We start from the raw sequence: 23,428 nt of genomic DNA on the forward strand, positions 1-23,428 counted from the left end.
TGTGTTGAAGGAGCGGATTCAGGCGCAGATCAGGGTTAAATTGCACAGCATGCGTACCACTCCCGCTTCTGCACACGTCGCCGCCCCGGCCTCCCTCATCGACTCCCCCCAAGCCGCGTGGCGCTTGCTGACCACCCTGGGGCTGGTGGTGCTGGGCAACAGCAGCATGTATGTGGTGTCGGTGGTGCTGCCTGCCGTGCAAGCCGAGTTCGGCGTAGGCCGCGCGGATGCATCTCTGCCCTACACGCTGATGATGGTGTGCCTGGGGCTGGGCGGGCTGTGGACGGGGCGGATGGCGGACCGGCATGGGCTGATGCCGGTGCTGTGCGTGGGGGCGGTGGCGGTGTGTGGCGGCTTTGTGTGGGCGGGGCTGTCCGGCAGCATCTGGATCTTTGGGCTGGCCCATGGGCTGATGGGGCTGATTGGCAGCTCGGCCACGTTTGCGCCGTTGATGGCCGACACGGCGCTGTGGTGGAACAAGCGGCGGGGCATTGCGGTGGCTATTTGCGCCAGCGGCAACTACATCGCCGGTGCGCTGTGGCCGCCCATCGTGCAGCACGGCATCGAGGCCATTGGCTGGCGCCAGACCTATGTGCTGATGGGGCTGGTGTGTGGCGCGGGCATGCTGCTGCTGGCGCTGCGCATGCGGCAGCGGGCGCCGATGGTGTTGATGGATGTGGCTGCGGCTGCGACGGCGGTGCCTGCATCGTCTGCGTCGTTACCTTCGGCAGTGGGCGCTGCGGCGGGTGCTGCCTCTTCTACAGCGACTGCGGCACCCGCTCCATTGGTTCCTTCAGCCGTAGACCGCAGCCGCCCGTTTGGCTTGCGCCCGGTGCACGCGCAATTGCTGCTGTGTGTGGCGGGCGTGGCGTGCTGCGTGGCCATGGCGATGCCGCAGGTGCACATCGTGGCCTATTGCACCGACCTGGGTTTTGGCGCGGCGCGGGGGGCCGAGATGCTGTCGCTGATGCTGGCGTGCGGCATTGTGAGCCGCCTGGTGTCGGGCGTGATCTGCGACCGCATTGGCGGTGTGCGCACGCTGCTGCTGGGGTCGGCGTTGCAGGGGGTGGGGCTGGCGCTGTTTCTGCCGTTTGACGGGCTGGTGCCGCTGTATGTGATCTCGGCGATGTTCGGGCTGTTCCAGGGCGGCATCGTGCCTGCCTACGCGATCATCATCCGCGAGTATTTCGCGCCGCAAGAGGCGGGCGCCCGGGTGGGCGCGGTGATCATGGCCACGCTGGTGGGCATGGCGCTGGGGGGCTGGATGTCGGGTTGGATCTTTGACGTGACGGGCAGCTACCATGCGGCGTTTTTCAACGGCATGGGGTGGAATCTGCTGAACCTGTCGATCATGGGCTGGCTGTACTGGCGGGTGCGGCGCCAGGGTGCCGTGGTAGGGCGGGTGCAACCCAGTGCGGGGTGAGTGCGGCAAGCGCTGGCGGCTTGCTGGCCACGCGGCGCCACCATGCCGCTGAAATTTGGTTCAAATTGGCCTTTAGCGCTCAATGGACAAGCGTTAGAAGCTATTTATTTGTGAGCAATTGAGCGCTACAGCATTCGCTCAACAGGCCCCGGCAGGTGCAACCCGATTTTTGGATCGGCCTGCACCTGCCGGGGCCCCACGGGAACGCAATAGCAGCTGCGGTCCCTGAGCAGGTCGTCGTTGCCTTCGACCCCGTGTTCGGGCAGCTCAGCAAGGCGCTTCTCACCGGGCGCATGCCTTCATCCAGAAGGCATGCGCCCCGCGCTAGTAGCAACTACGTCGCCTTTGCTGTCAGCCTCTCCTCCCTGTTCCCGACCTTGTATGCATTTGTTACTTCAACTTCACTGTAGGGGGTGAGGGGGCACGGCGCAACCTGCGAAAGTTGGTAGGTACGGCTGGTTGCGTGGGGCGTGGATACGGCAAGAAGAAACAGCTAAAAATTGATCCGCCGCTTTGCTGTATTGCGCCAATAGCTCCCGTTTTGATAGCAAATGGCATTTACACGGCGCAAGCCCGCGCGCAATGCGCTGCGCGTTTCTTCGGGGTCTTTGTGCGGATTGGCTACACCACCGCCTGCAGATACCGCTTGGCAAGCTCTTTCTGCGCGGTGGCATCCACCCCCAGCACGTCCACCAGATACGGCTGCAGGCCACCGAACTCGGTGTCTACCTTGTGCAGGGCGGCGTCCAGAAACTCCTCTTGCACACGCCACAGCACGGCCAGCACCTCCTCGGGGGCGTGGCTGCCCATGCCTTCGGGGCGGCGGTAGAGGGTGTTGGTGAGCAGGTAGTCGTGCATGACCACGTCGCGCGGCACGCCCAGGGTGAGCAGGATGAGGGCGGCGGCAAAGCCGGTGCGGTCTTTGCCGGCTGTGCAGTGGAAGACGGTGGGGGCATCGCTGTCCAGCAGCAGGCCAAACAGCTCGGCAAAGCGCGGGGCGTTGTCGTGCACAAAGCCCCGGTAGGTGTCTTGCATCAGCCCCACGGCGTCTTGCGCGGTGAGCTGGCGGCCGGTGCGCTGCAGCTCTAGCGCGCGCTGCACCACGGTGGGCTCGATGGCCAGCGGGTGATAGCTGATGCCGGGCAGCGCGTAGGCATAGGCAGCGCTTTCGGCCTTGCCGCGAAAGTCCACCGCGCGGGCCACGCCCAGTTCGGCCAGCAGGGCCTGGTCCTCGGGGGTCAGGGCCGCCAGGTGGTCAGAGCGAAAGATGCGCCGCCACTTCACGGGCCGCCCGCCCTGGCCGGTGTAGCCGCCCAGGTCCCGAAAGTTGGTGGCGCCTGCGAGGGGGAGAGATCGGGTGGGTGCTTGCTCTTGCTGCATGGTGCGTGGCACAGGTGTGCGGTGGATAGGGATGCTGAAGCAACAAGGATAGTCGGGTGGTGCGGCTGGCGCATGTCGCACGGGTGGCTGGTGCAATGCGTGGAGCGCGACCGTGTGCAGAATCCGGGCATGCAGCGTTTTGTGCCCGTGCCCTCTGATTTGCAGCCCTGGTTGATGGCAGGGGTGGTGGTCGATGCCCCTGCGGAGCTGGTGCAGTCGCAATTTCCGGCCATGGTGTCAAGCATGCTGGTGGTACGGCTGGCGGGGCAGGTGTGTTGCCAAGGAGCGCTGGTGCCGCCAGCGGCCTGGATCAGCGCCAGCACCACGGCCACGGTGTACGAACACGGCGGGCCGGTGCGGGCCGTGGGGCTGGTGCTGCAGCCGGAAGCCGCGACGGCACTGTTTGCCAGCGCGCGCGGGCTGGTGAACACACTGCGGCCGTTGGCGGAACTGGTGGGGCCTGGGTGGACCGAGGTGGAGCACGGCGTGCATGCGGCGCCGGATGATGGCGCGCGGATCGCGGTGCTGTGCCAGTTCGTCCGGCAGCTGGTCGCGCCGCCGTCACCGTGTGAAGCCCGGCGGCAGCAGGCGCTGGCCTTGCTGCATGCGGCCAGCGACGATGCAACAGACGCGGACCAGCGTCTGGGCCTGAGCCAGCGGCAGTTTGAACGGCGCTTTGTGGCGCACTGGGGCATGGCGCCCAAGCAGTTTCAGGTGATTGCGCGGCTGAACAGCACGCTGGGCAACGCCCTCGCCGCGCCCGGCGGCCCGGTGGTGGACCTGGCGGCCGACCAGGGCTATTACGACCAGTCGCACATGGCGCGCGATGTGCGCAGGCTGGCGGGCCACCCGCTGCAGGCCCTGGTGCAAGGCACGCGCAGCCCGCTCACCGCGCACTGGCCCTTGCAGATCGGCGCGCAGGCCCTACCGAATCAGCCAGCCCCACCCTTGGAGCCCACGCGCAAGCGCTGAGCCAGGTACAGCGGCATCACAAACGCGAGGCCAATGCCAAAGCAGGCTGCGATGTAAGCCCAGCGCCATGCGCCCAGGCTGCGGTCTGCCGCCACCCAGGCGGAGAACGCCACGGCGGCCAGGTACACGTCGCAGGTGATGCCGGTGGTCAATGCATTGGCAAAGGCATCGCGCCAGAAAACGTCGGGCATCACGCTGCCACCCGCCAAAAAGTACACGGTGTTGAAGTACCAGGGAACGGCCAGGCCCAGGAGGGCCAGCAGAAGAAAAAAAGCGCGCAGGTGGGTGTGGTTTTGCATCGGTGCATGCGGCCCTCTAAAGAGAAAGAGAGAGGCCTTGGGTAGTGAATCAACGCACCGATTGAATCCGCGCAGCCCCTGGCGGGCTAGGAAAAAACCGACATGTCTCACACGGGGGGCCTGCCGCTGCACGCCATCTTCATGAACTTACTGCGCGCGCGGCAGCGAGGTCACGGCGCCATCCACCGGCAGCTCCTGCGTGCCCTTCGGGCAGGGCTGGTCGGTGTAGGTGGTGCGGCCGTCCTTCACGCACTTGCGCGGCTGCGGGGCCACGGGCTCGGACGCGCCGCCACTCGCAGCCCGGGCTTGTGCGGCGGGCTGCTGCTTGCCGGGCGGCAAGGTGTCGGGGCCGGGGCGGGTGATCTTCTTCCAGGCCTGCTCGGTCCACGGCCCGGCGTGGGGCAGCCACTGGTCGGCCGTCCACCATGCGGCGGCTGCGGCGGCCAGCAGCAGTGCCGCCAGGATGGACCAAAGGGCTCGTTCGCGGGTGCTGCGCATGGGGTGGGCCTGGGGTGTGGTGGGTATGACCACCAAGCTTAAAACATCAGGGCGCCCACCGCCCACGTGGTATCACCGCTGCGTGCCCTTGGCCGCAGGGCGCCCATAGCGCGCCGTGAGCGTGGCCTTGCCCAGGCTGTTGGCGTTGATCATGTAGCCGGCCAGCGCCGCGGTGGCGTCGGCAGGCAAGTCCAGGCGCGGCACCTTGAGGGCATGCACGGTAAAGATGTAGCGGTGCGGCGCATCACCTTCGGGCGGGCAGGCGCCGCCCCAGGCGGCCACGCCGTAGTCGATGCGCACGTGGCTGGCACCTGCGGGCAGTTGCGCACCGCCCACCGCGCCCGCATCCGCGCGCAGCTCGGTGACGCCGGCGGGGATGTTCACCACCGACCAGTGCCACCAGCCCGAGCCCGTGGGTGCGTCGGGGTCGTACACGGTGACGGCAAAACTCTGTGTGCCCGCAGGTGCGCCGCTCCAGCGCAGGGCCGGCGACTGGTTGTCGCCCGCACAGCCAAAGCCCTTGAACTCGAAACGCTGGGGCAAGCTGCCATCAGCCGCAAAGTCGGGGCTGCTGAGCGTGAACGCCTGGGCATGGGCAGCAAATGCCAGGCCGATGGTGGCAAGTGCGGCGATGGAGGTCAATGCGCGACGGGGGCGTGAAAGTGGGTGGCTCATCCAAAAAGCTCCTTGCAGTAGCGGTGTGAAACAAGGACTTGATGGTGCGGTGTGCCACGCCGTCGCATTGGCCCGGCGGCGTCAATGGCTGTGCGCTGTGCGTCAGCCGCAGGAATCAGGGCCTCAGTTGCGAGGGCGGAAAGCCAAAGCGTTCGCGGAAGGCCGCGCTGAAGCGGCTGTGCGACTCGTAGCCGCAGCGCGCTGCGATTTCGGACACCTGCAGCGTGGAGCTTTGCAGCAGCACCAGCGCCGTCTCCAGCCGCACATCGCGCAGGCACTGGCTCACGGTTTCGCCCTCTTGCGCCAGGCGGCGCTGCAGGGTGCTGGCGCTGGTGGCAAAGGCGCTGGCGATGCGCTCCACCGTCCAGTCGGCCTGCGGGCTGGGGCCCACAAGGCGGCGCACGCGCTCGGCCCAGCCCAGCTCGCCGGGTGGGGCGAAGACGATGCCCGCCTCGGCCAGCATCAGCAGCACCTCCAGCGCGCGGTGTTCGCGCAGCGCCTGCGAGCTGGCATCGCTCTCCAGCGCGGCCACGGCGCGCATGTAGCTGTCTTCGAACGCTGTGTCGGCAGCCAGGCCTGCGCAGCCCTGCACCGGTGCCACCGCCGCAAACTGGCCGAACTGCCGGTGGAACTGCGCTACCAGCTCGGGCGCAAAACACAGCAGGCGCGCCACATAGCGGCCTTGCGGCGCCGGGTCGTTGACGACCTCCCACTGCGCGCCGCGTGGCAGCACGAACACCCGCCCGCTGGGGTAGCGGTGCCCACCGCCGGGCGTGACCAGGTGCTTGGTGCCCGAGACCACCCAGCCCACCGAATCCATGCGCACCGTGACGGTGTGGATGCGGTGGTGCACCGTGGTGGCTATCTGCAAAGACAGTGCGGGTTCGCCCATCATTCTTTCCCCCGCGGCTCAGGGTCCATCATCAATCGTTGGGGCTGGAAGGCTGGCTCCACGCGGGTACGGCAGGTTCCATGGAGATGGCCTGTAAGGCAGCACACCCCACGTCAGCGCGTGCGCTCCCGCGATACGCCCACATCGATATCGCCAAACACTGTGACGCCGCCGGCACCCTGCGATGGCTGCGGGCTGGCGGGGTCGCTGGAGCGCGCAGAACCTGGCGTGCTGGTGCAACCGCCCAGCGCACCAGCAACTGCGAGGGCCACCAGCGCGGAGCGCCAGAAGCCCCGCACAGGCGACGCGGCAGATTCATCAGCGTGTTGCGTCATCCTTCGCCACCCAGGTGGTTGCCCAGAATGCCCGCCAGCTCGAACATGCCCGCGCTGTCTTTGCCAAACACCGCACGCAGCTTGTCGTCGGCGACGATGGTGCGCTTGTCCTTGGGGTCTTGCAGGTTGTGGGCCTTGATGTATTCCCACATCTTCTTGACCGCCTCGGGACGGGCCACGGGCTCGGTGCCGATCACGGCGGCCAGGGCGGCGCTGGGGGCCTTGCCTGCGGCGGCCTTGCGCGGTGCCTTGGCGGCAGCGGTCTTGGTGGCCGGGGCTTTCTTGGCAGCGGCAGGTTTGGCGGCTTTTTTGGTCGCAGCGCTTGTCTTTCCTGCCTTGGCTGCTATTGCTTTTGCAGCAGCACCTGGGCGCGGCGGGAACTTGCTGGGCGCAAACTCGAAGTTGACCTTGCCCGCCTCCTTGTCCCACGCCAGGTGGGCCTTGAAGGCGCGGCGGGTGCGCATGCTCACGAACTTGTCGAGCAGGTCGGTCTTGCCGGTCTCCAGCAGCTTGTGCATCTGCTCGCGCTCCACAGGCTGCTGCAGGATGATCTTGCCGCTCTTGAAGGTGCAGCTGGGCGTGGGCTGCGCGGCAGTGGGCACAGCCTTGCTGCACACGTAGTTGCTGCCGTGCTCGTGCACTTCCGATCCGCAGATGGGGCAGGGGCCGAGCGCGGCGTCTTCAAACTCCACCAGCTCGCCCGACTCCTCGCCCTTCTTGTCGTCGCCAAAGTCGAATTCGAGCTTGTAGTTGTGCGCCTCGTCGTCGTACTTGATGACGATCTCGGACGTGAAGGGCCAGCCCGCCTTGGAGCGGAAACCCTCCAGCGGGCCGATCTTCTTGTCGCGCAGGAGCGCGTTGGCCTCGGCCGTCTCGAACGTGCGGCCGGCGGGCGACTTGCCAAAGCTGAAGCCGCAGCCTTCCGCACCGGGCTTGCCCACGCAGGCAAAGCGGCGGTAGTTTTCCTTCACCACGCCGCCACAGTTGGGGCACGGCGATTCGAGCGTGGCGTAGTCGCCGGGGATGGTGTCGCGGTCGTATTCCTTGGCCTTCTTGACCATGCGCTCGGTCATGGTGGCGATGCCGGCCATGAAGTCTTCGCGGCTGAGCAGGCCCTTTTCCATTTGCGAGAGCTTGAACTCCCATTCACCGGTCAGGTCGGCACGGCAGAGCTCTTCGACCTCCAGCCCGCGCAGCAGCGTCATCAGCTGGAAGGCCTTGGCCGTGGGGATGATCTCGCGGCCTTCGCGCAGCATGTACTTTTCGGTCAGCAAACCTTCGATGGTGGCCGCGCGCGTGGCAGGCGTGCCCAGGCCTTTTTCCTGCATGGCTTCGCGCAGCTCTTCGTCGTCGATCTGCTTGCCGGCGCTTTCCATGGCGCCGAGCAGCGTGGCTTCGGAATAACGCGCGGGCGGCTTGGTCTTGAGGCCCTTGGGGTCCACTTGCAGGGTGTTGACGCTTTCGCCAGGCTTCACCGGCACCAGGTTCTGGCCCTTGTCGCCGTCCTTGCCACCTTCCACCTCATCGGCGGCTTCCTTGCCGTAGATGGCCAGCCAGCCTGGCTTGACCAGCACCTTGCCCTCGGTCTTGAAGCTGTGGGGGGCCACGGTAGAAATGCGGGTGGTCACGGTGTATTCCGCGCTCGGGAAAAACACGGCCATGAAGCGGCGCACGACCAGGTCGTACAGCTTCTGCTCGGCTTCACTCAGGCCGCTGGGCGCCTGCAGTGTGGGGATGATGGCAAAGTGATCGCTCACCTTGCTGTTGTCGAAGATGCGCTTGGACGGGCGCACGTAGTTGTTGTTCAGCGCTGTGAGCGCGTGCGGCGCCAGGTGCCGCATGCCGCTGTCGGCCAGCATCTCGAAGGTCTGCTTGGCCACCGGCAGGTAGTCCTCGGGCAGCGCGCGCGAGTCGGTACGTGGGTAGGTCAGGGCCTTGTGGCGCTCGTACAGGCTTTGCGCCAGCGCCAGCGTGGTCTTGGCCGAGAAGCCGAACTTGCCGTTGGCCTCGCGCTGCAGGCTGGTCAGATCGAACAGCAGGGGCGATGCCTGCGTGGTGGGCTTGCTCTCTTCGGTGACCGTGGCCTGCTTGCCGCGCACGGCGTCGGCGATGGCCGTGGCTTCTGCAGCCGACCACACGCGGTCCGCGCGGGCTTCGACGTCTTCGCTTTTCTTCCACTTGGGGTCGAACCACTTGGCGGGGTACTCGCCGGCTTCGGCGCCGAAGGTGGCATGGATTTCCCAGTAGTCGCGGCTGATGAACTTGCGGATCTTTTCTTCGCGTTCCACCACCAGCGACAGGGTGGGCGTCTGCACCCGGCCCACGGTGGTCAGGAAGAACCCGCCATCGCGCGAGTTGAACGCCGTCATGGCGCGGGTGCCGTTGATGCCCACCAGCCAGTCGGCCTCGCTGCGGCTGCGGGCGGCGTGGGCCAGGCCCGCCATCTGCTGCTCGGTGCGCAGTGCGTCAAAGCCGTCGCGGATGGCCTGGGGCGTCATGGACTGCAGCCACAGGCGCTTGACGGGCTTGCCCAGCGGCTTGGCGCCGCCGGCGTACTGCTCGATCAGGCGGAAGATCAGCTCACCCTCGCGGCCCGCGTCACAGGCGTTGATGAGTTGCGTCACGTCCTTGCGCTTGGCCTGCTTGACCACGGCGTTCAGGCGCGTCTTGGTCTTGTCCACAGGCTTGAGGTCAAAGTACGGCGGGATCACGGGCAGGTGGGCAAAGCTCCACTTGCCGCGCTTCACGTCAAACTCTTCGGGCGCCTGGATCTCCACCAGGTGGCCCACGGCGCTGGTGACTACATAGCGGTCGTTCTCGAAGTGTTCTTCGTGTTTCTCGAACTTGCCGGCCACGGGGGTCAGTGCGCGCACGATGTCTTGCGCGACGGAAGGTTTTTCTGCAATTACCAGGGTCTTGGTCATTTTGGGGCTCTCGCCAGTCATTCTGGTTGCCCGGGTTCCGGGCGCTTCTACAATTCGGGTCTCACGCGCATGCACACGCATACACGCGCACGCACACATGTGTGCACTATCAAGTTAACAGAGTTTTTGCCATGCCCCGCTCCGCATCGCCTGCCGCCCCCACCCTTGCACCGGGCCGCCGCATCCAGACCCGGCGCTCGGGCGTCCATGGCAAGGGCGTGTTTGCCGTGCAGGATATTGCGGAAGGCGAAGTCCTTGTGGAGTACACGGGCGAAGTGATTGGCTGGCAGGAAGCGCAGGACCGACACCCCCACGACCCTCAGCAACCCAACCACACGTTTTACTTTCACGTGGATGAAGACCACGTGATCGACGCAAAGTTCGGCGGCAACTCCTCGCGCTGGATCAACCACAGCTGCAACCCCAATTGCTACGCCGACGAACGGGACGGCCGCATTTTCATCACTGCGCTGCGCAATATCCAGGCGGGCGAAGAGTTGAACTACGACTATGGCCTGATCATTGAAGAGCGTTACACGCCCAAGCTCAAGGCCGAATACCCCTGCTGGTGTGGCAGCACCAACTGCCGGGGCACGCTGCTGGCGCCCAAACGCGGCTGGGCACCGCCCGTGCCGTTGCCGCCGTCCAAGCCATCTGCCTCCAAAAGCAGCAAGACGCCCCAAAAGGCCCAGCCACGGGGCCGCACCCAGTGACCACCACCCCGATCCGCTGGCCGGCCGAGGCCATCTGGGAAGCAGTGTCACCGCTGTTACCGGGTTTTACCGTCGAAGTGTTGCCCAGCATCGACTCGACCAACACCGAGCTCATGCGCCGCGCGCGCACCGGCCAGTGCGAGCCCACGCTGCTGGTGGCCGAGCAGCAGACCGCCGGGCGCGGGCGGCTGGGGCGGGTGTGGCAAAGCGATGCCGGTGCGTCGTTGATGATGTCGCTGGGCCTGCCGCTGGCGCCCCAGGACTGGTCCGGCCTGTCGCTGGCCGTGGGGGTGAGCGTGGCCGAAAGCCTGCAGCCTGTGCTGCCTCCGCTCGGCCCAGGCCAGCCAGCGCGCGTGGGCCTCAAGTGGCCCAACGACCTGTGGCTGGGCGGCGCGGCGGGTGACCGCAAGCTGGGCGGCATCCTGGTGGAGACCGCCAGTTTTGTCGCGCCACAAGATGCGCAGGCAGTGCCACAGGGCACCAGCGCCGGCACTGCACGTTATGTGGTGGTGGGCATCGGCATCAACGTGCTGCCACGCAGCGCCGAAGGCATGAGCATGCCCCCCGGTTGCCTGCAGGACGTGGAACCCGGGCTGGACGCCCCCAACGCCTTGCTGCGCATCGTGCCCCCGCTGGTGGCCATGCTGCGCTCGTTCGAAGGCTACGGGTTTGGCCCCATGCAGCCCCGTTTTGCGGCCCGCGACGTGCTGCAAGGCCGCGCCGTGACGCTGAGCGATGGCCACACCGGCACCGCGCACGGCGTGGGCGACGATGGTGCGCTGCTGGTGCACACGGCCGGCGGCATGCAGGCCATCACGAGTTCCGAAATCAGTGTCCGGCCGACTGCGGTGCCTCCGGTGTGACAAAGTTTCCCTTGAAAGGCCACGCTCCATGCTCCGTCTTGCCGTGATCGCACTGCTGCTGGCCAACGCGGGCTACTACGCGTGGTCGCAGGGGCTGCTCAAGGACTGGGGGTTTGCCCCCGAGGAACAGGCCGAGCCGCAGCGAATGAACCACCAGATCCGGCCTGAAACGCTGCAGATCCTGCGGGTGAACCCCAGCAAGACCTCTTCCTCTTCTTCGTTCTCCCCCCCTCCCGGCACGGCCACCGCTTCGGCCGACGGCGCGTCTTCCGCCGCATCCCCCCCTCCCCCTGCCGATACCGCCGAATGCCTGCAGGCGGGCGTGTTTGACGAGCGCCAGGCCGACGCCCTGCGCACAGCCGCCGCCAACCTGCCGCCAGGCAGCTGGCTGCTGGAGCCCACGCCTGTCCCGGGCCGCTGGATGGTCTACATGGGCCGCTTTGAAGACGTGGAAACCCTGGACAGGAAACGCGCCGAGCTGCGTGCCCGCAAGGTGGACCACGACCGTGCGGGCGGAACACTCGAATTCGGCCTCTCGCTGGGCCGCTTTGCCACCAAAGATGCGGCCGAGCGCGAACTGGCCAACCTGGGCAACAAGGGCGTGCGCACAGCCCGCGTGATTCAGGAGCGGCCGGACACGGCCGGCTTCACGCTGCGCCTGCCTGCAGTGACCGACGCACTGCGCCCGCAGTTCGATGCCCTGCGCACCGCCATGGCGGGTAAGACGCTGCGCAACTGCGCGTAGCCGCAGTGCGGCACAGGGCTCAGCAGCCGGATGGCAGCCACCGCGCCCGTCCCCCCTCCTTCCCCCCACTGATTTCTCCATGACCGAAGAAAACCCGCCTGTCCACTGCGATACCCACGGCGAGGCGGTGGCAACCTACGTGTGTGGGCATCTGTGCAGGAATTCTGCACAAAGGTGGTTTTGCGATATGCCGTCGACCGATTGCCGGTACCCGGATGCCTGGTGCGCCAGCTGCCATGCCGAACTCCTGAAAGAAGGCGAGTGGAATGAGCGCAACGAGGCCTGCCTGGACCTCCAGATCATTTGCCACCACTGCTACCAGGCTTCCATGGCTGCCAGCGTCGATGCCCTGGACGGCCCCGTGGAGAAGGCCTGGATCGACACCGTGGCAACCGCCCACCAGGCACTGTACGAAAAGCAGCGGGTGCTGGAGTCGGACTACGGCATCTCTCGCTTCTCGCGGTGGGACTATGACCAGCCCACAGGAACGCTGACCTTCTCCGACAACGGCGTGGCGCGTGTGGTCGCAGACATCGAGTTCATCGGCTCCGTCTCTGAAACCACCCACACCTGGCTGTGGGCCTGGGCCAATTTCCACAACCACGCCAAAGTGATCTCCCGCATTCCGGACGTGTGGGAATTTGGTGAAGACAAAGGTTTTCGGCACCTGACCGTGCCCCTGTGGAAAGGCGACGCCACGGATGGCTGGGAAGTATCGGGCGTGGCCGCCGACGTGCTGGGGGCGCAAGGGGTGTACCGAGCGCCCACGGCCCACGGTTTTCTCTACATGGCACTGATGTCCGTGCAAACGGTGGGCTGACGGGCCTGTCGCAGCCGACGCGGCCGCAAGCCAGGCAGGCAACACGGCCACCCGGTGGTCACACCGCGATGGCCCGCGTCTCCCCGTGCCGCATGAGCCATACGCGCTCCGCCGCAATGCCACGCTGCGCCAGTGCGGCCGCCAGGTCGCGCGGCGGGTGGTCAAACGCCTCCTGCGTCAGCATGAACGTGCCCCAGTGCACGCCCATGGACTGCTTGGCCTCCACATCCAGCATCAACTGCACGGCGTCTTCGGGGTTCACGTGCATGGGCTTCATGAAGTCGCGCGGCAGGTAGGCGCCGATGGGCAGGGCCAGGAAATCGACTGCGCCAAGGCGCTGGCGGATGGCCTTGAAGTCGTCGCTGTAGCCCGTGTCGCCCGGGAACAGAAAACGCCAGGGGCCTGCCGCCTCCGGGCGCGCCCATTCAAGCAGGTAGCCGCCCCACAGCGAGGCATTGGTGTCCCACGGGGTGCGGCGGCTCCAGTGCTGGGCGGGGGTGAAGTGCACCCGCACACCGGGGGCGATGTCGGTGTGTTCCCACCAGTTCAGCTCGGTCACGGGGCCCATGCCGCGTTGGGTGAACCAGTGGCCCAACCCTTGCGGCACCACGAAACGCGGTGACTGGCCTGCGTCCCGCAAGCGGCGCAAGGTGCCGTAGCAGAGGTGGTCGTAGTGGTTGTGCGAGACCAGCACCACATCGATGGGCGGCAGCTGCTCGGGCGCCAGGGGTGCAGGCACGCGGCGCGGCGCGCCAAAGCGGCCCAGTGGTCCGGCAAAGCCGCACAGCGTCGGGTCCATGAGCACGTTCAAGCCGGCCACCTGCAGGAGGATGGACACATGGCCCAGCCAGGTGACCACCGGCGCCTGTTGGCGTTGCGCCAGGCGCGCGTGGTCCACGGGCACGCTCCACTGCTGGGCGAAGGCCGCATAGCCCCCTGTGGGCTCCGAGCGGGGTTTGAAGTCACCGCGCAGCGAGCGCCAGACCATTTCGTACCAGGGGAAATTGCCAATGACGACGCCGGGGTGGGTGTTGGCAAAACGGCGGGGTGGTGGGGACATGGTGGGGCATCAGGCTGGGGGAATGCACATGATGCCGCAGACACCGGCACTCCGCCGCTCAATGGCTCCCGTCAGCTGCCCGCCACCACATCCCGTGCCGCAAAGCGCACGCTGAAACATGCGCCGGGCGGATGGTGGCCGGGACGCGCTTCTTCGAGCGTGACCTCGGCGCCGTGCTTGCGCGCGATCTCCAGCACGATAGGCAGACCCAGGCCGGAGCCGTCGGCCTCGCTGCCCAGCGCCCGGTAGAACGGCTGAAAGACCAGCTCGCGCTCGGCCTCGGGCACGCCGGGGCCGGAGTCTTCGACCTGCAGCAGCAGCACATGGCCAAAGGTGTCGGCCAGCACGCGGGCAGTGACCACGCCGGGCTTGTCGGGCGTGGAGGGCGTGTAGTTGATGGCGTTGTCCACCAGGTTGCGCACCAGTTCCTTGAGCAGAGTGGGGTTGCCGTCGATCAGCACACCGGGCGAGCCGGGCTCGGCACCGTCGTAGCCCAGGTCGATCTTTTTGTCGAGCGCGCGGGGCACCGAGTCGCGCACGACCTCGATGACCAGGCGGGCGAGGTCACACGGCTGGCGCGCAAAACCCACGCCGCTGCCCTCGGCCCGCGCCAGCGCCAGCAGCTGGTTGACGGTGTGGGTGGCGCGGATGCTGGAGCGGCCGATCTGCTGCAGCGAGCGTTTGAGTTCTTCGGTGCTGGTGCCTTCGCGCTGGGCCAGGTCGGCCTGCATGCGCAGGCCCGCCAGCGGTGTCTTGAGCTGGTGGGCGGCGTCGGCCAGAAAGCGCTTTTGCGTGGCCAGCGAATCGTTCAGGCGCGTGAGCAGGTCGTTGACGGACGACACCAGCGGCGCCACTTCCAGCGGCACCGTGCGGTCGTCCAAGGGCGAGAGGTCGTCGGGGTTGCGCGCGCGGATGCGCTGCTCGAGCTGATTGAGCGGCTGGATGCCCCGCGCCAGCGCCAGCCACACCAGCAGCACCGCCAGCGGCAGGATGACGAACTGCGGCAGCATCACGCCCTTGATGATTTCGGTGGCCAGCACGCTGCGCTTTTCGCGCGTCTCGGCCACCTGCACCAGGGCCACGGGCGTGTCGGGCAACGGCAGCCGCACCCAGATGTAGGCCACCCGGATGTCGATGCCACGCATTTCACCGTCGCGCAGGCGCACCTCGCCAGACATGGGCACCTCGTCGGCCGGCGGCTCGGGCAGCTCGCGTTCGCCCGAGAGGAACTCGCCACCCGGGCCCACCACCTGGTAGTAGACGATGTCGGACTCATCGGCCCGCAGGATCTCGCTGGCGGGCTGGGGCAGGTTGAACTGCACCTTGCCGCCTGCCACGCTCACCAGCTGGGCCAGAGCGTGGGCGTTGTATTCGAGCGCGCGGTCGAACGGCTTGTTGGCCAAGCCCTGGGCCACGAGCCAGGTCAGCGCCAGGCTGACGGGCCACAGCAGCAGCAGCGGCGTGAGCATCCAGTCGAGGATTTCGCCAAACAGGGAGCGCTGCTCTCGCTGGAAGATTTTCAAGGTTTTAAGCCTTTTTGGCCTCTAGCGCTTATCCAGTAAGCGTTAGTAGCTAACATTTTTATATCATCGGTCCACATGGTGCACTGGCTCGCAGCGGACAAAACTGGCGCCGCTCCAAGCCAGTGCACCCGTGGAACTGGCTCCGCCAGGCCACCGGGTGCGTCCCCCTTGGGGGAAGGCGCGAAGCGACTCAGGGGGGCCTCCTAGCTCGCAATCTTTTCAAGGCAGTAGCCCAGGCCGCGCACCGTGGCGATGCGGATGGGCCCGCCCTCGATCTTCTTGCGCAGGCGGTGGATGTAGACCTCGATGGCGTTGTTGCTGACCTCTTCGCCCCACTCGCACAGGCGCTCCACCAGCTGTTCCTTGCTCACCAGGCGGCCGGCGCGCTGCAGCAGCACTTCGAGCAAACCCAGCTCGCGCGCCGACAGCTCGATCATCTTGCCGTCGATGGTGGCCACGCGGCCGGCCTGGTCGTACACCAGCGGACCGTGTTTGATGGCGCTGCTGGTGCCGCCCATGCCCCGGCGCGTGAGGGCCCGCACGCGCGCCTCCAGCTCTTGCAGCGAAAAAGGCTTGGCCATGTAGTCGTCGGCCCCGAAGTCCAGGCCCTTCACACGTTCTTCCACGCTGTCGGCGGCAGTGAGGATGAGCACGGGCAGGGCCGAGCCCCGGCCACGCAGCTTTTTCAGCACCTCCAGCCCGTGCATCTTGGGCAGGCCCAGATCCAGGATGAGCAGGTCGAACTCGTTGTTGGTCATGAGGGCCGCATCGGCCTCGGTGCCGCTGGCCACATGGTCCACCACGGCGCCCGAGGCGCGCAGGGTGCGCAGCAGTCCATCGGCCAGCACCTGGTCGTCTTCGGCAATGAGGATGCGCATGCGGGTGTCTCCTTGGGCGGTACGCCCCAGGGGGGCGGGCCTGTTGTCTGGCTATGCGACGATTTTAGGCGCGTGCTACCCGGTCTGGTCTTTGGTTTCGCGCAAGCTGGGGCAGAGACAATCGCCGCCATGCACATCCTGCTCATCGAAGACGATCTGGACCTGGGACAAGCGCTGCTGCAGGCCCTGCAGCTGGACGGGTTCACCGTGCAATGGCTGCGCAGCGCGGCCGCCACGCCGCCCGTGCCCGACGCCAACGAGATCGCCGCCGTGCTGCTGGACCTGACCCTGCCCGACGGCCAGGGCATGGCACTGCTGCGCCGCTGGCGGCGCGCGGGCATTGCGGTGCCCGTGATCGTCATCACCGCCCGCACGGCGCTGCAGGACCGGCTGGACGGCCTGGACGGCGGCGCGGACGACTATGTCCTCAAGCCCTTTCACGTGCCCGAGCTGCTGTCGCGCCTGCATGCGGTGCTGCGGCGCAGCGCCCGCCAGGCCTGCGAGGAATGGACGCTGGGCACACTGCGGATTGCGCCCCGGCGGCATGAGGCCTGGCAGGGCGACGCCCCGCTGGCCCTGTCGCCGCGTGAGTTCCGCCTGTTGGTAGAGCTGGCCCGCGAGCCCGGAACCGTGGTCGCCAAGAACGTGCTTGCCCAGCGGCTCGAACCGCTGGGCGACGCGCTGGACGCCGCCACGCTGGAGGTGCATGTCTCCAACCTGCGCAAGAAGATCGGTGCCCAACGTGTGGTCACGGTGCGCGGCGTGGGCTACCGGCTGCAGCCATGAGGTGGCTTGCCCGGGCACACGGCGCTGGGAACGGCTGGTGGGGCCCCAGCCTCATGCGGCGCACCCTGCTGGCGCTGCTTGCAGCCATGGGGCTGGTGTGGCTGGTCCTGCTGGCGCAGATGGCCTACACCCACTACGAAACCATGGGCACCAACCCGGGCGTGCGCCAGCTGGCGCAGGGGCTGGCGCGGCCACTGGCCTCCATGCCCGACCCGGTGGAAGCCCGCGCGCTGGTGCGTGGCATGGCGCAAACCTTCAACGCCATGCGCCTGGATGTGGAGCTGTTGCAGGGTGAAAAGGTCCTGCTGCAGTTGCAGGACACACGCGGGCAGCTGTTTCACAGCAGCGCCGCCGACCTTCCCGCCGTGGCCCTTGCCGGCCCGTCCGGCCACGCCAAGATGGTGATTGCGGGGCGCCCGCACTGGGCTGCGTGGGAAACCTCGGGCGCGTGGCGCGTGCTGGTGGCCGAGCCCCTGTTGTCCGACGCGCGGCTGCTCAGCTTCATGGGCGAGGACCTCGCGGCTTCGGTGCTGCTGGCGCTGCCCCTGGTGGGCCTGCCGCTGTGGCTGGCCGTGCGCACGGGCCTGCGCCCCCTGGCGCGGCTTGGCGCCCAGATCGCGGCGCGCTCTGCCCACGACCTGCGTCCCCTGCAGGACCTGCCGCCCGAACGCGAACTGCGCGGGCTGGCCCAGGCATTCGACCATTTGCTCACCCGCCTGCGCGCCCATCTGGCGCGCGAGAAGGCGCTGGTGCACGACGCGGCCCACGAGCTGCGCACGCCCATGGCGGTCATCGCCACCCAGGCCCACGTACTCCTCCAGGCCCCTGAAGGCCCAGCGCGGGCGCGGGCGTCCGAGGCGCTGATGCACGCCGTTGAGCGCGCAGCGCACCTGAGCGAGCAGTTGCTCACCCTGGCCGCACTGGAGGAAGCCCCCACCCCCAACGCCGAGCGGCAGGACCTGATGGCCTTGTTGCAGGACTGCCTGGCCCAGCGCATGCGCTGGGCGGATGAGATGGGCGTGGAGCTGTCGCTCGAAGGGCCCGATACCTGGGTGCTGGTCTTCGACCGCCAGCTGCTGTGGTCGGCGCTGGGCAATGTGCTGGACAACGCCCTCAAGCATGGCTGCGGGCCGGGGGCCGGACGCGCGGTGCAGTTGCGCGTGGGCGAGGAGGCAGACGATGTGGTGGTCTGGATTGCCGATGACGGCCCAGGCATCGAGGCCGGCGAGCAGGCACGGGTCTTCGAGCGGTTCTGGCGTTCGCCGCGCGCGCGCAGCAGCGGCTCCGGCCTGGGGCTCACCATCGCGCAGCAGGCCATGGGGCACCTCGGCGGGCGGGTGAGCGTGGGCGGGGGCCTGCAGGGCCGGGGCGTGGGCTTCACGCTGCGCTGGCCTGCCCGGGCATCGGGATAGGCCTTTGGGTAGGCCCAAGGTTCGCATTCCAACAATCCGGCATCTTTTCTTTGCGAGATGCCATGAACTTCCTGAACTCCATTGCGGCGCGCGGCGCCATCCTCTCTCGGCGCCGCTGGCTGGCCGCTGCGGGCCTGGGCACCCTGGTGACCGCCTGTGGCGGCGGCAGCAGCGACGATGGCGCCGACGCCTTGATGGAGCGCCTGCAGTCCCAAGCCCGCAAGCTGGTGTCCCAAGGCGTTGTGGGTGCGGCCACGGGCTGGGCGGATTCCACGCGCGCCCGTGGGGCGGTGGCCGGGCTGCGCCGGTTGGGCGGCACCGCTGCGCTGGAACGCGGCGATGTCATGGCGATTGGCTCCAACACCAAGGCCATGACCGCGTGTGTGGCGGCCAGCGTGGTGGACCAGGGCCTGCTGCGCTGGGACAGCACCCTGGCGCAGACCCTGCCCGGCCTGGCCCGCGAGGCCCTGCCCGCGTACCAGGGCGTCACGCTGCGGCAGCTGCTGGACCACCGCGCGGGCGTGATGGCATTCAACAAACCGGAGGATGTGGCGATATTCCTCGGCGAAGTGGGCACCGACGTGCTCACCCGACTGCAAGAGCCCGCCGAAGTGGAGGACTTCTTCCTGCAGTGGCTGCTGCGCCAGGCCCCTGTCCGGGGCACGGGGGCCGACCCGGATTTTGCGTACTCCAACGCTGGCTACGCGCTGGCGGCCCGTATGCTGCGCGCCGCTACGGGCCAGGACTGGGAAGACCTGCTGCGCCAACGTGTGGCCCAGCCGCTGGGCATCTCCCTGTTCGTTGGCGAGCCTTTGCGAAAGGGCAGCGACCAGCCCGCAGGCCATGCCCTGGAAGGCGGGCAATTGCAGCCCCAAGGCCTGCCCGGGGCGCCCGAGCGGGTATGGCTGGAAATCCTGAGCCCTGCCGGCGCCGTGAGCCTGGCCGCGCGGGACGACGCCCTGTGGCTGCAGTGGCACCTGCACGCCCTGCGGGGCGATGCCACGCCCCTGCCCCGCAGCTACGTGCAGGGGCTGCAAGACCTGGCACGCGCTCCCGCCAACCGCTATGCGCTGGGATGGATCTCGCACGCCATGCAAGGCGCAGGCTGGCTGTTGCACACGGGCGAAACCGGCGGGTTTCAGGCGTTGTCGCTCGTGGCCATGGACGGTTCGCGCGCCGCCTTTGCGCACAGCAATATCGCCACCGAGGACAGCATCGCGCTGCTGTACGAGAGCGTTTCGGCGCTGCTGGCCTGAGAAGCGGTTCTGAAAGCGGTGCGCGCCCGTCAGCGCGGATCGTGCGCGAGCAGCCTGCGCACCAGCACCTGCAGATCTGCCTGCAGCCGCGCCATGCCCTCGGGCATCTGCGCCAGCGTGCGCTCGTCCATATAGAGCTTGCGGTTGATCTCAACCTGGATGCTGTAGCGGTGCTCTGCGGGGTTGCCGTAGCGGCGCACCAGCTCCACGCCTTTGTAGGGGTGGTTGTATTCCACGCTGTAGCCACAGCCGCGCAGATGCTCACAGATCAGAGCGGACAGCGCCGGGCTGGCCGTGGTGCCGTCGCGGTCGCCCACCACGAAGTCGGCGTGCTCCAGGCCCGGAAAGTCGGTGGCAAACCGCCCCGCCACGGCGGGCATCGAGTGGCAGTTGAGGTGAATGCTGTAGCCGTGGCGCGCGTGGGCGGCATCGATGGCCTGGGCCACCGCCGCGTGGTACGGGCGCCAGCACTGGTCGATGCGCGCGCGCACCTCGGCCACGGTGAGCTGGCGGTTGTAGATGGGCTCGCCTTCGTCGGTGAACTTCCAGATCAGGCCTTTGCCCAGGCGCACCTTGCTGAGCACCTGGGGGTCGGTGGAGATGGGGTCGGTCCACTCGCCATCGAGCAAGCTGGTGTCGAGCTCGGTGGTGTCGCGGTTGGCATCCAGATAGATGCGCGGGAAATGGGCCTCGACCCAGGCGGCACCCAGCGCAGGGGCAAAGGCGTAGATTTTTTCGACATGGGTGTCTTCGGCACGGCGCAGCGTGGGCAGGTCGCAGGCCGAGCCGAAGTCGGCGGGGTACTGCGTGCCGCTGTGGGGCGAGTCGAGCACCAGCGGGGTGTTGCCGGGCATGGCCGTCACCCTGCGGGAAGCGGGGGGGTGGGTGGCCTGTCCGGGTGACCCAGTGGCGCCCGGCTGGGCGTGCTGGAAGCGGTGGTGGATCAGTTTCAAGGCTGAATGCATAGGCAGAGTGTGCGCAAAGTGGGGCGGCTGGCCTGGCCGTCCAGACCGGGTGAAGACCATGGTTATATCCCTGCAAGGGTCTTCCCCGGCTATGGCCGCCGGGCCGGCAGGCCCGGTGTGGGTTCAATCCAGCGCCACCTTGGCGTAGGTGGCAATACCCTTCATTTTGTCGATCTCATGGGCAATCTGTGCGGTGAATTCCTTGGAGGTCGTGCCCGAGGGATACAACCCCTGCCCCGCCAGGCGCTCGCGCACGGCAGGCTCCTTGAGGGCCTGTGCCACGGCCTGCTGGATGCGGTCTATCGCCGCCGGGGGCGTCCCTGCCGGGGCCACCAGACCGAACCAGGAGGGCTCGTTGGCCTGTTTGTAGCCCAGCGCGGCATAGGTGGGCACATCGGGCAGTACATCCAGCCGTACTGGCCAGGAAACGGCCAACGCCTTGAGTTTTCCAGCCTTGATGTAGGGCAGCGAGGAGGCCACCTGGTCAAAGTACACCCCCACCTGACCAGCCAGCACATCGTTGATGGCCGGGCCTGCACCCCGGTAGGGGATATGAACCATGGCGGTGCCTGCGCTGCGCTTGAACAGCTCGCCCCACATGTGGCCGATGGTGCCGTTGCCCGGGGTGGCGTAGGACACCTTGCCGGGGTTGGCCTTGAGGTGCCTCACCAGATCCGCAAGGTCCTTGACGGGCAGGACGGCCGGGTTGACCACCACCACTCCGGGCGCCTTCACTATCTCGGTCACGCCCACAAAGTCCTTGGTGGGGTCATAAGGCAGCTTGCTGTAGACGGCGGGGTTCACGCCATGGGTGGACAGCGTGGCCACGCCCAACGTCAAGCCGTCCGCAGGGGCCCGGGCCACTTCGGCCATGCCGATGGAGCCACCCGCGCCGCCACGGTTTTCCAGCACCACGGGCTGCTTGAGGATGCGGGCCAGCGGCTCCTGCAGGCTGCGGGCCGTGATGTCGGTCGCGCCGCCTGGGGGGAAGGGCACGATGATGCGCAGAGGCTTGCCCTCTTGCGCCAGTGACATTCCAGGAACGAAAGATACAGAGGCCAGCGCAGAGAGCATGTGACGGCGTTTCATGGGTTTTTCTCCTATGGGGTGCTTTAAGGTTAAGTGAGGCACAGACAATTTCCAAGCAATGGATACGCCTGATAACATTCCAAAATGGAATGATCCAACCCTGCAACCATGTCCTCTCTTCGTCGGCTTTCGCCCCCTTTGCACCTGTTGCGCGCGTTTTCCATGGTCACGCGGTTTGGCAGCGTCTCCCGCGCGGCCGAGGCCTTGCACCTGACGCAAAGCGCGGTGAGCAAACAGGTCAAGGAGCTGGAGGGGTGGGTGGGCGTGGCGCTGTTTGAGCGCAGCCGCAAGCGCCTGGCGCTGACACCGGCGGGCGAACGCTACGAAAAGGCCGTGCGCGCGGTACTGGCGCAGCTGGAGGCGGCGACCCTGGAGCTGATCACCAGCGACGACGGTGGTGGCGCACTGCACCTGTCCAGCCTGCCCACGTTTGCAGCCAAGTGGCTGATCCCGCGCCTGCCGCAGTTCCAGCAGCAGCACCCGCAGGTCACATTGCACTTTGTGCCCTACGTGCACAGCTACGACTTCGAGCGGCCCGAGCTGGACTGCTCCATCCTGTTCGGCGAAGGCCACTGGCCCGGCGCGCACGCGCACTACATCACCGGCAACGAGGTGGCGTTGATCGCCCCGCGCACCCGCGTGGCCGACTGGGCCGTCCACACGCCGGGCGACGTGGCGCACCACACGCTGATGCGCCACGTGACAGTGCCCGAGGCCTGGCTGCGCTGGAGCGAGACACACGGGGTGCCCGGCCTTATCGATCCCCTGGCGGGCCCGCAGTTCGACCAGTTCCAGACCATGATCCGCGCGGTCATGGCTGGAATGGGCCTGGCACTGGTGCCGCGCTGCCTGGTGCAGGACGAGATCACCGCCGGGCTGGTGCGCGAGCCCCTGGCCGACGCGCCGCTGCGCGGTGGCTACCGGAGCGACATGGGCTACTGGTTTTGTTATCCCGAAGGCCGCACCCAACTGCATGCGTTGCAGTGTTTTCAACAATGGCTGTTGGCCTGCGCTTCGCCCGCCGGCGAAACACCACAACCCCTGCCCGCATCGGACATGGGAGCGAATACGTTCGCCACCGTCTGACTCCGGCTCAAAAAACCCCCTCGTCAATGTTTGTTGACGCCCGGTCATTCGTCAACTACAGTTGACGAATGCAGCCCCCACCCGCACTCCCCCCGCCCGACAACCCCGAGGCCGCGCTGGCTGCCGTAGTCGCCCTGCGCCTGATGGCCGACCGGCTGGAAACCGCTGCCGTGGCCGCGGCGCTGGAGCAGGGGTGGTCGTGGACGCAGATCGCCCAAGCCCTGGGCGTGAGCAAGCAGGCAGCGCACAAGCGCCTGTCACCCCACATGCCCCAGGCCCCACAGACGTTCCGTTCTTGAGAAGGAGTTCTCGCCATGTTTCGCCAATTGCAACACCGCTTCCAGAGCATGCGCACGCTGAGCTGCCTGTGCACCAGCGCCGAGGCCCATGCCCGCGCAAGCGGCCAGGCCGCACCGGGGGCCGAGCATTTTCTGCTGGCCGCCATCGATCTTCCCGAGGGGTCGGCCCGGCGTGCGCTGGAGAGCGTGGGGGCCGACCCCGCCGCCGTGCGGGATGCGATCGAGCAGCAGTACCGCGATGCGCTCCAGGACATGGGACTGAATGCGCCCCTGCCGCAGGCACAGGCCCTCGCGCCACCGGTTCCAGGCCTCTACCGGGCCCAGCCCTCGGGCCAGGAGGTCATGCAGACGCTCGCGCGCTCCCGCAAGGACCAGGGCGGCCCCCTTCTGGGGGCCCACGTAGTGGCAGTGGTGGCCACCATGCCGCAAGGCGTGGCGGCGCGCACACTGCGTGCCATGGGCATCGATGCAGGCCAGCTGGCGGCTGCAGCGCAGGCCCAGGTGCCATTGGCAACGGGCGCAGCCGCCTGACCCA

General features: G+C 67.5%; 24 protein-coding genes. 12 read left to right on the forward strand and 12 right to left on the reverse strand.

Annotation, left to right across the window (positions count from 1 at the left end; translation table 11 throughout):
- Positions 1-49: 49 nt before the first annotated feature.
- Positions 50-1,423: an MFS transporter gene (locus ASE52_RS15775; RefSeq protein ID WP_057228466.1), complete on the forward strand. Its 1,374-nt coding sequence runs from the start codon at positions 50-52 to the stop codon at positions 1,421-1,423.
- A gap of 621 nt (positions 1,424-2,044) precedes the next feature.
- Here the strand turns inward: ASE52_RS15775 and ASE52_RS15780 are convergent.
- Positions 2,045-2,803, reverse strand: a complete 759-nt coding sequence (locus tag ASE52_RS15780) for a tyrosine-protein phosphatase (protein ID WP_057228468.1) — start codon at positions 2,801-2,803, stop codon at positions 2,045-2,047.
- A gap of 72 nt (positions 2,804-2,875) precedes the next feature.
- On the opposite strand from ASE52_RS15780, the gene ASE52_RS15785 reads away from it, so the two are divergent.
- Positions 2,876-3,775, forward strand: a complete 900-nt coding sequence (locus ASE52_RS15785; RefSeq protein ID WP_057227458.1) for a helix-turn-helix domain-containing protein — start codon at positions 2,876-2,878, stop codon at positions 3,773-3,775.
- Here ASE52_RS15785 and ASE52_RS15790 read toward each other — a convergent pair.
- From ASE52_RS15790 to ASE52_RS15815, 6 genes are all read right to left on the reverse strand, one after another.
- Positions 3,736-4,074, reverse strand: coding sequence for a DUF2834 domain-containing protein (locus ASE52_RS15790; RefSeq protein ID WP_057227460.1), 339 nt, complete (start codon positions 4,072-4,074; stop codon positions 3,736-3,738). The genes ASE52_RS15785 and ASE52_RS15790 overlap by 40 nt on opposite strands.
- A 147-nt stretch (positions 4,075-4,221) precedes the next feature.
- Complete coding sequence (locus ASE52_RS15795) at positions 4,222-4,572, reverse strand: DUF4124 domain-containing protein (protein WP_057228470.1); 351 nt, start codon at positions 4,570-4,572, stop codon at positions 4,222-4,224.
- Between the two features lie 72 nt (positions 4,573-4,644).
- A complete protein-coding gene (locus ASE52_RS15800) occupies positions 4,645-5,247 on the reverse strand; it encodes a YbhB/YbcL family Raf kinase inhibitor-like protein (protein WP_241777021.1) in 603 nt (200 codons plus the stop codon).
- 115 nt (positions 5,248-5,362) lie between these two features.
- Positions 5,363-6,139 (reverse strand): helix-turn-helix transcriptional regulator, encoded by a 777-nt coding sequence (locus ASE52_RS15805; protein WP_241777022.1) that lies wholly within the window; start codon positions 6,137-6,139, stop codon positions 5,363-5,365.
- A gap of 113 nt (positions 6,140-6,252) precedes the next feature.
- Positions 6,253-6,474, reverse strand: coding sequence for a hypothetical protein (locus ASE52_RS15810; RefSeq protein ID WP_057227464.1), 222 nt, complete (start codon positions 6,472-6,474; stop codon positions 6,253-6,255).
- Positions 6,471-9,398, reverse strand: a complete 2,928-nt coding sequence (locus tag ASE52_RS15815) for a DNA topoisomerase III (RefSeq protein WP_057228475.1) — start codon at positions 9,396-9,398, stop codon at positions 6,471-6,473. Before ASE52_RS15815 ends, ASE52_RS15810 begins: the two co-directional genes overlap by 4 nt.
- 131 nt (positions 9,399-9,529) lie before the next feature.
- Here ASE52_RS15815 and ASE52_RS15820 point away from each other — a divergent pair, with 131 nt between their 5' ends.
- From ASE52_RS15820 to ASE52_RS15835, 4 genes are all read left to right on the forward strand, one after another.
- Positions 9,530-10,111 carry an SET domain-containing protein-lysine N-methyltransferase gene (locus ASE52_RS15820; RefSeq protein WP_057227466.1) on the forward strand — a complete coding sequence of 194 codons (582 nt, stop codon included), beginning with the start codon at positions 9,530-9,532 and terminating at the stop codon, positions 10,109-10,111.
- On the forward strand, positions 10,108-10,974 hold the full coding sequence (locus ASE52_RS15825) for a biotin--[acetyl-CoA-carboxylase] ligase (protein ID WP_057227467.1): 867 nt from the start codon (positions 10,108-10,110) through the stop codon (positions 10,972-10,974). Before ASE52_RS15820 ends, ASE52_RS15825 begins: the two co-directional genes overlap by 4 nt.
- 28 nt (positions 10,975-11,002) lie before the next feature.
- Positions 11,003-11,719 carry an SPOR domain-containing protein gene (locus ASE52_RS15830; RefSeq protein WP_010464484.1) on the forward strand — a complete coding sequence of 239 codons (717 nt, stop codon included), beginning with the start codon at positions 11,003-11,005 and terminating at the stop codon, positions 11,717-11,719.
- Between the two features lie 187 nt (positions 11,720-11,906).
- Complete coding sequence (locus ASE52_RS15835; protein ID WP_057227469.1) at positions 11,907-12,539, forward strand: DUF6882 domain-containing protein; 633 nt, start codon at positions 11,907-11,909, stop codon at positions 12,537-12,539.
- A 58-nt stretch (positions 12,540-12,597) separates the two neighbouring features.
- Here the strand turns inward: ASE52_RS15835 and ASE52_RS15840 are convergent, their stop codons facing one another.
- The 3 genes from ASE52_RS15840 to ASE52_RS15850 all read right to left on the reverse strand — a co-directional run bounded on the left by ASE52_RS15840 (position 12,598) and on the right by ASE52_RS15850 (position 16,000).
- Positions 12,598-13,599, reverse strand: coding sequence for an MBL fold metallo-hydrolase (locus tag ASE52_RS15840; RefSeq protein WP_057227471.1), 1,002 nt, complete (start codon positions 13,597-13,599; stop codon positions 12,598-12,600).
- 71 nt (positions 13,600-13,670) lie between these two features.
- Entirely contained in the window at positions 13,671-15,122 is a 1,452-nt protein-coding gene (locus tag ASE52_RS15845; RefSeq protein ID WP_057227473.1) for a sensor histidine kinase, read from the reverse strand.
- Positions 15,123-15,325: 203 nt separating this feature from the next.
- Positions 15,326-16,000, reverse strand: a complete 675-nt coding sequence (locus ASE52_RS15850) for a response regulator transcription factor (RefSeq protein ID WP_010464491.1) — start codon at positions 15,998-16,000, stop codon at positions 15,326-15,328.
- A 129-nt stretch (positions 16,001-16,129) separates the two neighbouring features.
- On the opposite strand from ASE52_RS15850, the gene ASE52_RS15855 reads away from it, so the two are divergent.
- From ASE52_RS15855 to ASE52_RS15865, 3 genes are all read left to right on the forward strand, one after another.
- The gene (locus ASE52_RS15855) at positions 16,130-16,786 is read left to right on the forward strand and encodes a response regulator (protein ID WP_057227475.1); all 657 of its coding nucleotides are present in this window, start codon (positions 16,130-16,132) and stop codon (positions 16,784-16,786) included.
- A complete protein-coding gene (locus tag ASE52_RS15860; protein ID WP_241777023.1) occupies positions 16,783-18,198 on the forward strand; it encodes a HAMP domain-containing sensor histidine kinase in 1,416 nt (471 codons plus the stop codon). The genes ASE52_RS15855 and ASE52_RS15860 overlap by 4 nt, the downstream gene beginning before the upstream one ends.
- Positions 18,199-18,260: 62 nt before the next feature.
- The gene (locus tag ASE52_RS15865) at positions 18,261-19,454 is read left to right on the forward strand and encodes a serine hydrolase (protein ID WP_057227479.1); all 1,194 of its coding nucleotides are present in this window, start codon (positions 18,261-18,263) and stop codon (positions 19,452-19,454) included.
- A 29-nt stretch (positions 19,455-19,483) separates the two neighbouring features.
- Here the strand turns inward: ASE52_RS15865 and ASE52_RS15870 are convergent, their stop codons facing one another.
- Together ASE52_RS15870 and ASE52_RS15875 are read right to left on the reverse strand one after the other, a co-directional pair.
- Entirely contained in the window at positions 19,484-20,419 is a 936-nt protein-coding gene (locus ASE52_RS15870) for an N-formylglutamate amidohydrolase (protein WP_057227481.1), read from the reverse strand.
- 123 nt (positions 20,420-20,542) lie between these two features.
- On the reverse strand, positions 20,543-21,508 hold the full coding sequence (locus ASE52_RS15875) for a tripartite tricarboxylate transporter substrate binding protein BugE (RefSeq protein ID WP_055394592.1): 966 nt from the start codon (positions 21,506-21,508) through the stop codon (positions 20,543-20,545).
- Positions 21,509-21,616: 108 nt separating this feature from the next.
- Here ASE52_RS15875 and ASE52_RS15880 point away from each other — a divergent pair, with 108 nt between their 5' ends.
- From ASE52_RS15880 to ASE52_RS15890, 3 genes are all read left to right on the forward strand, one after another.
- A complete protein-coding gene (locus ASE52_RS15880) occupies positions 21,617-22,594 on the forward strand; it encodes a LysR substrate-binding domain-containing protein (RefSeq protein ID WP_035197544.1) in 978 nt (325 codons plus the stop codon).
- Between the two features lie 68 nt (positions 22,595-22,662).
- Positions 22,663-22,893 carry a helix-turn-helix domain-containing protein gene (locus ASE52_RS15885; protein WP_057227483.1) on the forward strand — a complete coding sequence of 77 codons (231 nt, stop codon included), beginning with the start codon at positions 22,663-22,665 and terminating at the stop codon, positions 22,891-22,893.
- A gap of 15 nt (positions 22,894-22,908) precedes the next feature.
- Positions 22,909-23,424, forward strand: coding sequence for a Clp protease N-terminal domain-containing protein (locus ASE52_RS15890; protein ID WP_055394586.1), 516 nt, complete (start codon positions 22,909-22,911; stop codon positions 23,422-23,424).
- The last annotated feature ends 4 nt before the right edge of the window (positions 23,425-23,428 follow it).

This window comes from Acidovorax sp. Root275 (assembly GCF_001428965.1).
Taxonomy (GTDB): Bacteria; Pseudomonadota; Gammaproteobacteria; order Burkholderiales; family Burkholderiaceae_C; genus Acidovorax; species Acidovorax radicis.

Bases quoted from the DNA above. Each gene is read 5' to 3' on its own strand.
- ASE52_RS15775 (WP_057228466.1), top strand. From the start codon at position 50: ATGCGTACCACTCCCGCTTCTGCACACGTCGCCGCCCCGGCCTCCCTC.
- ASE52_RS15780 (WP_057228468.1), bottom strand. From the start codon at position 2,803: ATGCAGCAAGAGCAAGCACCCACCCGATCTCTCCCCCTCGCAGGCGCC.
- ASE52_RS15785 (WP_057227458.1), top strand. From the start codon at position 2,876: ATGTCGCACGGGTGGCTGGTGCAATGCGTGGAGCGCGACCGTGTGCAG.
- ASE52_RS15790 (WP_057227460.1), bottom strand. From the start codon at position 4,074: ATGCAAAACCACACCCACCTGCGCGCTTTTTTTCTTCTGCTGGCCCTC.
- ASE52_RS15795 (WP_057228470.1), bottom strand. From the start codon at position 4,572: ATGCGCAGCACCCGCGAACGAGCCCTTTGGTCCATCCTGGCGGCACTG.
- ASE52_RS15800 (WP_241777021.1), bottom strand. From the start codon at position 5,247: ATGAGCCACCCACTTTCACGCCCCCGTCGCGCATTGACCTCCATCGCC.
- ASE52_RS15805 (WP_241777022.1), bottom strand. From the start codon at position 6,139: ATGGGCGAACCCGCACTGTCTTTGCAGATAGCCACCACGGTGCACCAC.
- ASE52_RS15810 (WP_057227464.1), bottom strand. From the start codon at position 6,474: ATGACGCAACACGCTGATGAATCTGCCGCGTCGCCTGTGCGGGGCTTC.
- ASE52_RS15815 (WP_057228475.1), bottom strand. From the start codon at position 9,398: ATGACCAAGACCCTGGTAATTGCAGAAAAACCTTCCGTCGCGCAAGAC.
- ASE52_RS15820 (WP_057227466.1), top strand. From the start codon at position 9,530: ATGCCCCGCTCCGCATCGCCTGCCGCCCCCACCCTTGCACCGGGCCGC.
- ASE52_RS15830 (WP_010464484.1), top strand. From the start codon at position 11,003: ATGCTCCGTCTTGCCGTGATCGCACTGCTGCTGGCCAACGCGGGCTAC.
- ASE52_RS15835 (WP_057227469.1), top strand. From the start codon at position 11,907: ATGCCGTCGACCGATTGCCGGTACCCGGATGCCTGGTGCGCCAGCTGC.
- ASE52_RS15840 (WP_057227471.1), bottom strand. From the start codon at position 13,599: ATGTCCCCACCACCCCGCCGTTTTGCCAACACCCACCCCGGCGTCGTC.
- ASE52_RS15850 (WP_010464491.1), bottom strand. From the start codon at position 16,000: ATGCGCATCCTCATTGCCGAAGACGACCAGGTGCTGGCCGATGGACTG.
- ASE52_RS15855 (WP_057227475.1), top strand. From the start codon at position 16,130: ATGCACATCCTGCTCATCGAAGACGATCTGGACCTGGGACAAGCGCTG.
- ASE52_RS15860 (WP_241777023.1), top strand. From the start codon at position 16,783: ATGAGGTGGCTTGCCCGGGCACACGGCGCTGGGAACGGCTGGTGGGGC.
- ASE52_RS15865 (WP_057227479.1), top strand. From the start codon at position 18,261: ATGAACTTCCTGAACTCCATTGCGGCGCGCGGCGCCATCCTCTCTCGG.
- ASE52_RS15870 (WP_057227481.1), bottom strand. From the start codon at position 20,419: ATGCATTCAGCCTTGAAACTGATCCACCACCGCTTCCAGCACGCCCAG.
- ASE52_RS15875 (WP_055394592.1), bottom strand. From the start codon at position 21,508: ATGAAACGCCGTCACATGCTCTCTGCGCTGGCCTCTGTATCTTTCGTT.
- ASE52_RS15880 (WP_035197544.1), top strand. From the start codon at position 21,617: ATGTCCTCTCTTCGTCGGCTTTCGCCCCCTTTGCACCTGTTGCGCGCG.
- ASE52_RS15885 (WP_057227483.1), top strand. From the start codon at position 22,663: ATGCAGCCCCCACCCGCACTCCCCCCGCCCGACAACCCCGAGGCCGCG.
- ASE52_RS15890 (WP_055394586.1), top strand. From the start codon at position 22,909: ATGTTTCGCCAATTGCAACACCGCTTCCAGAGCATGCGCACGCTGAGC.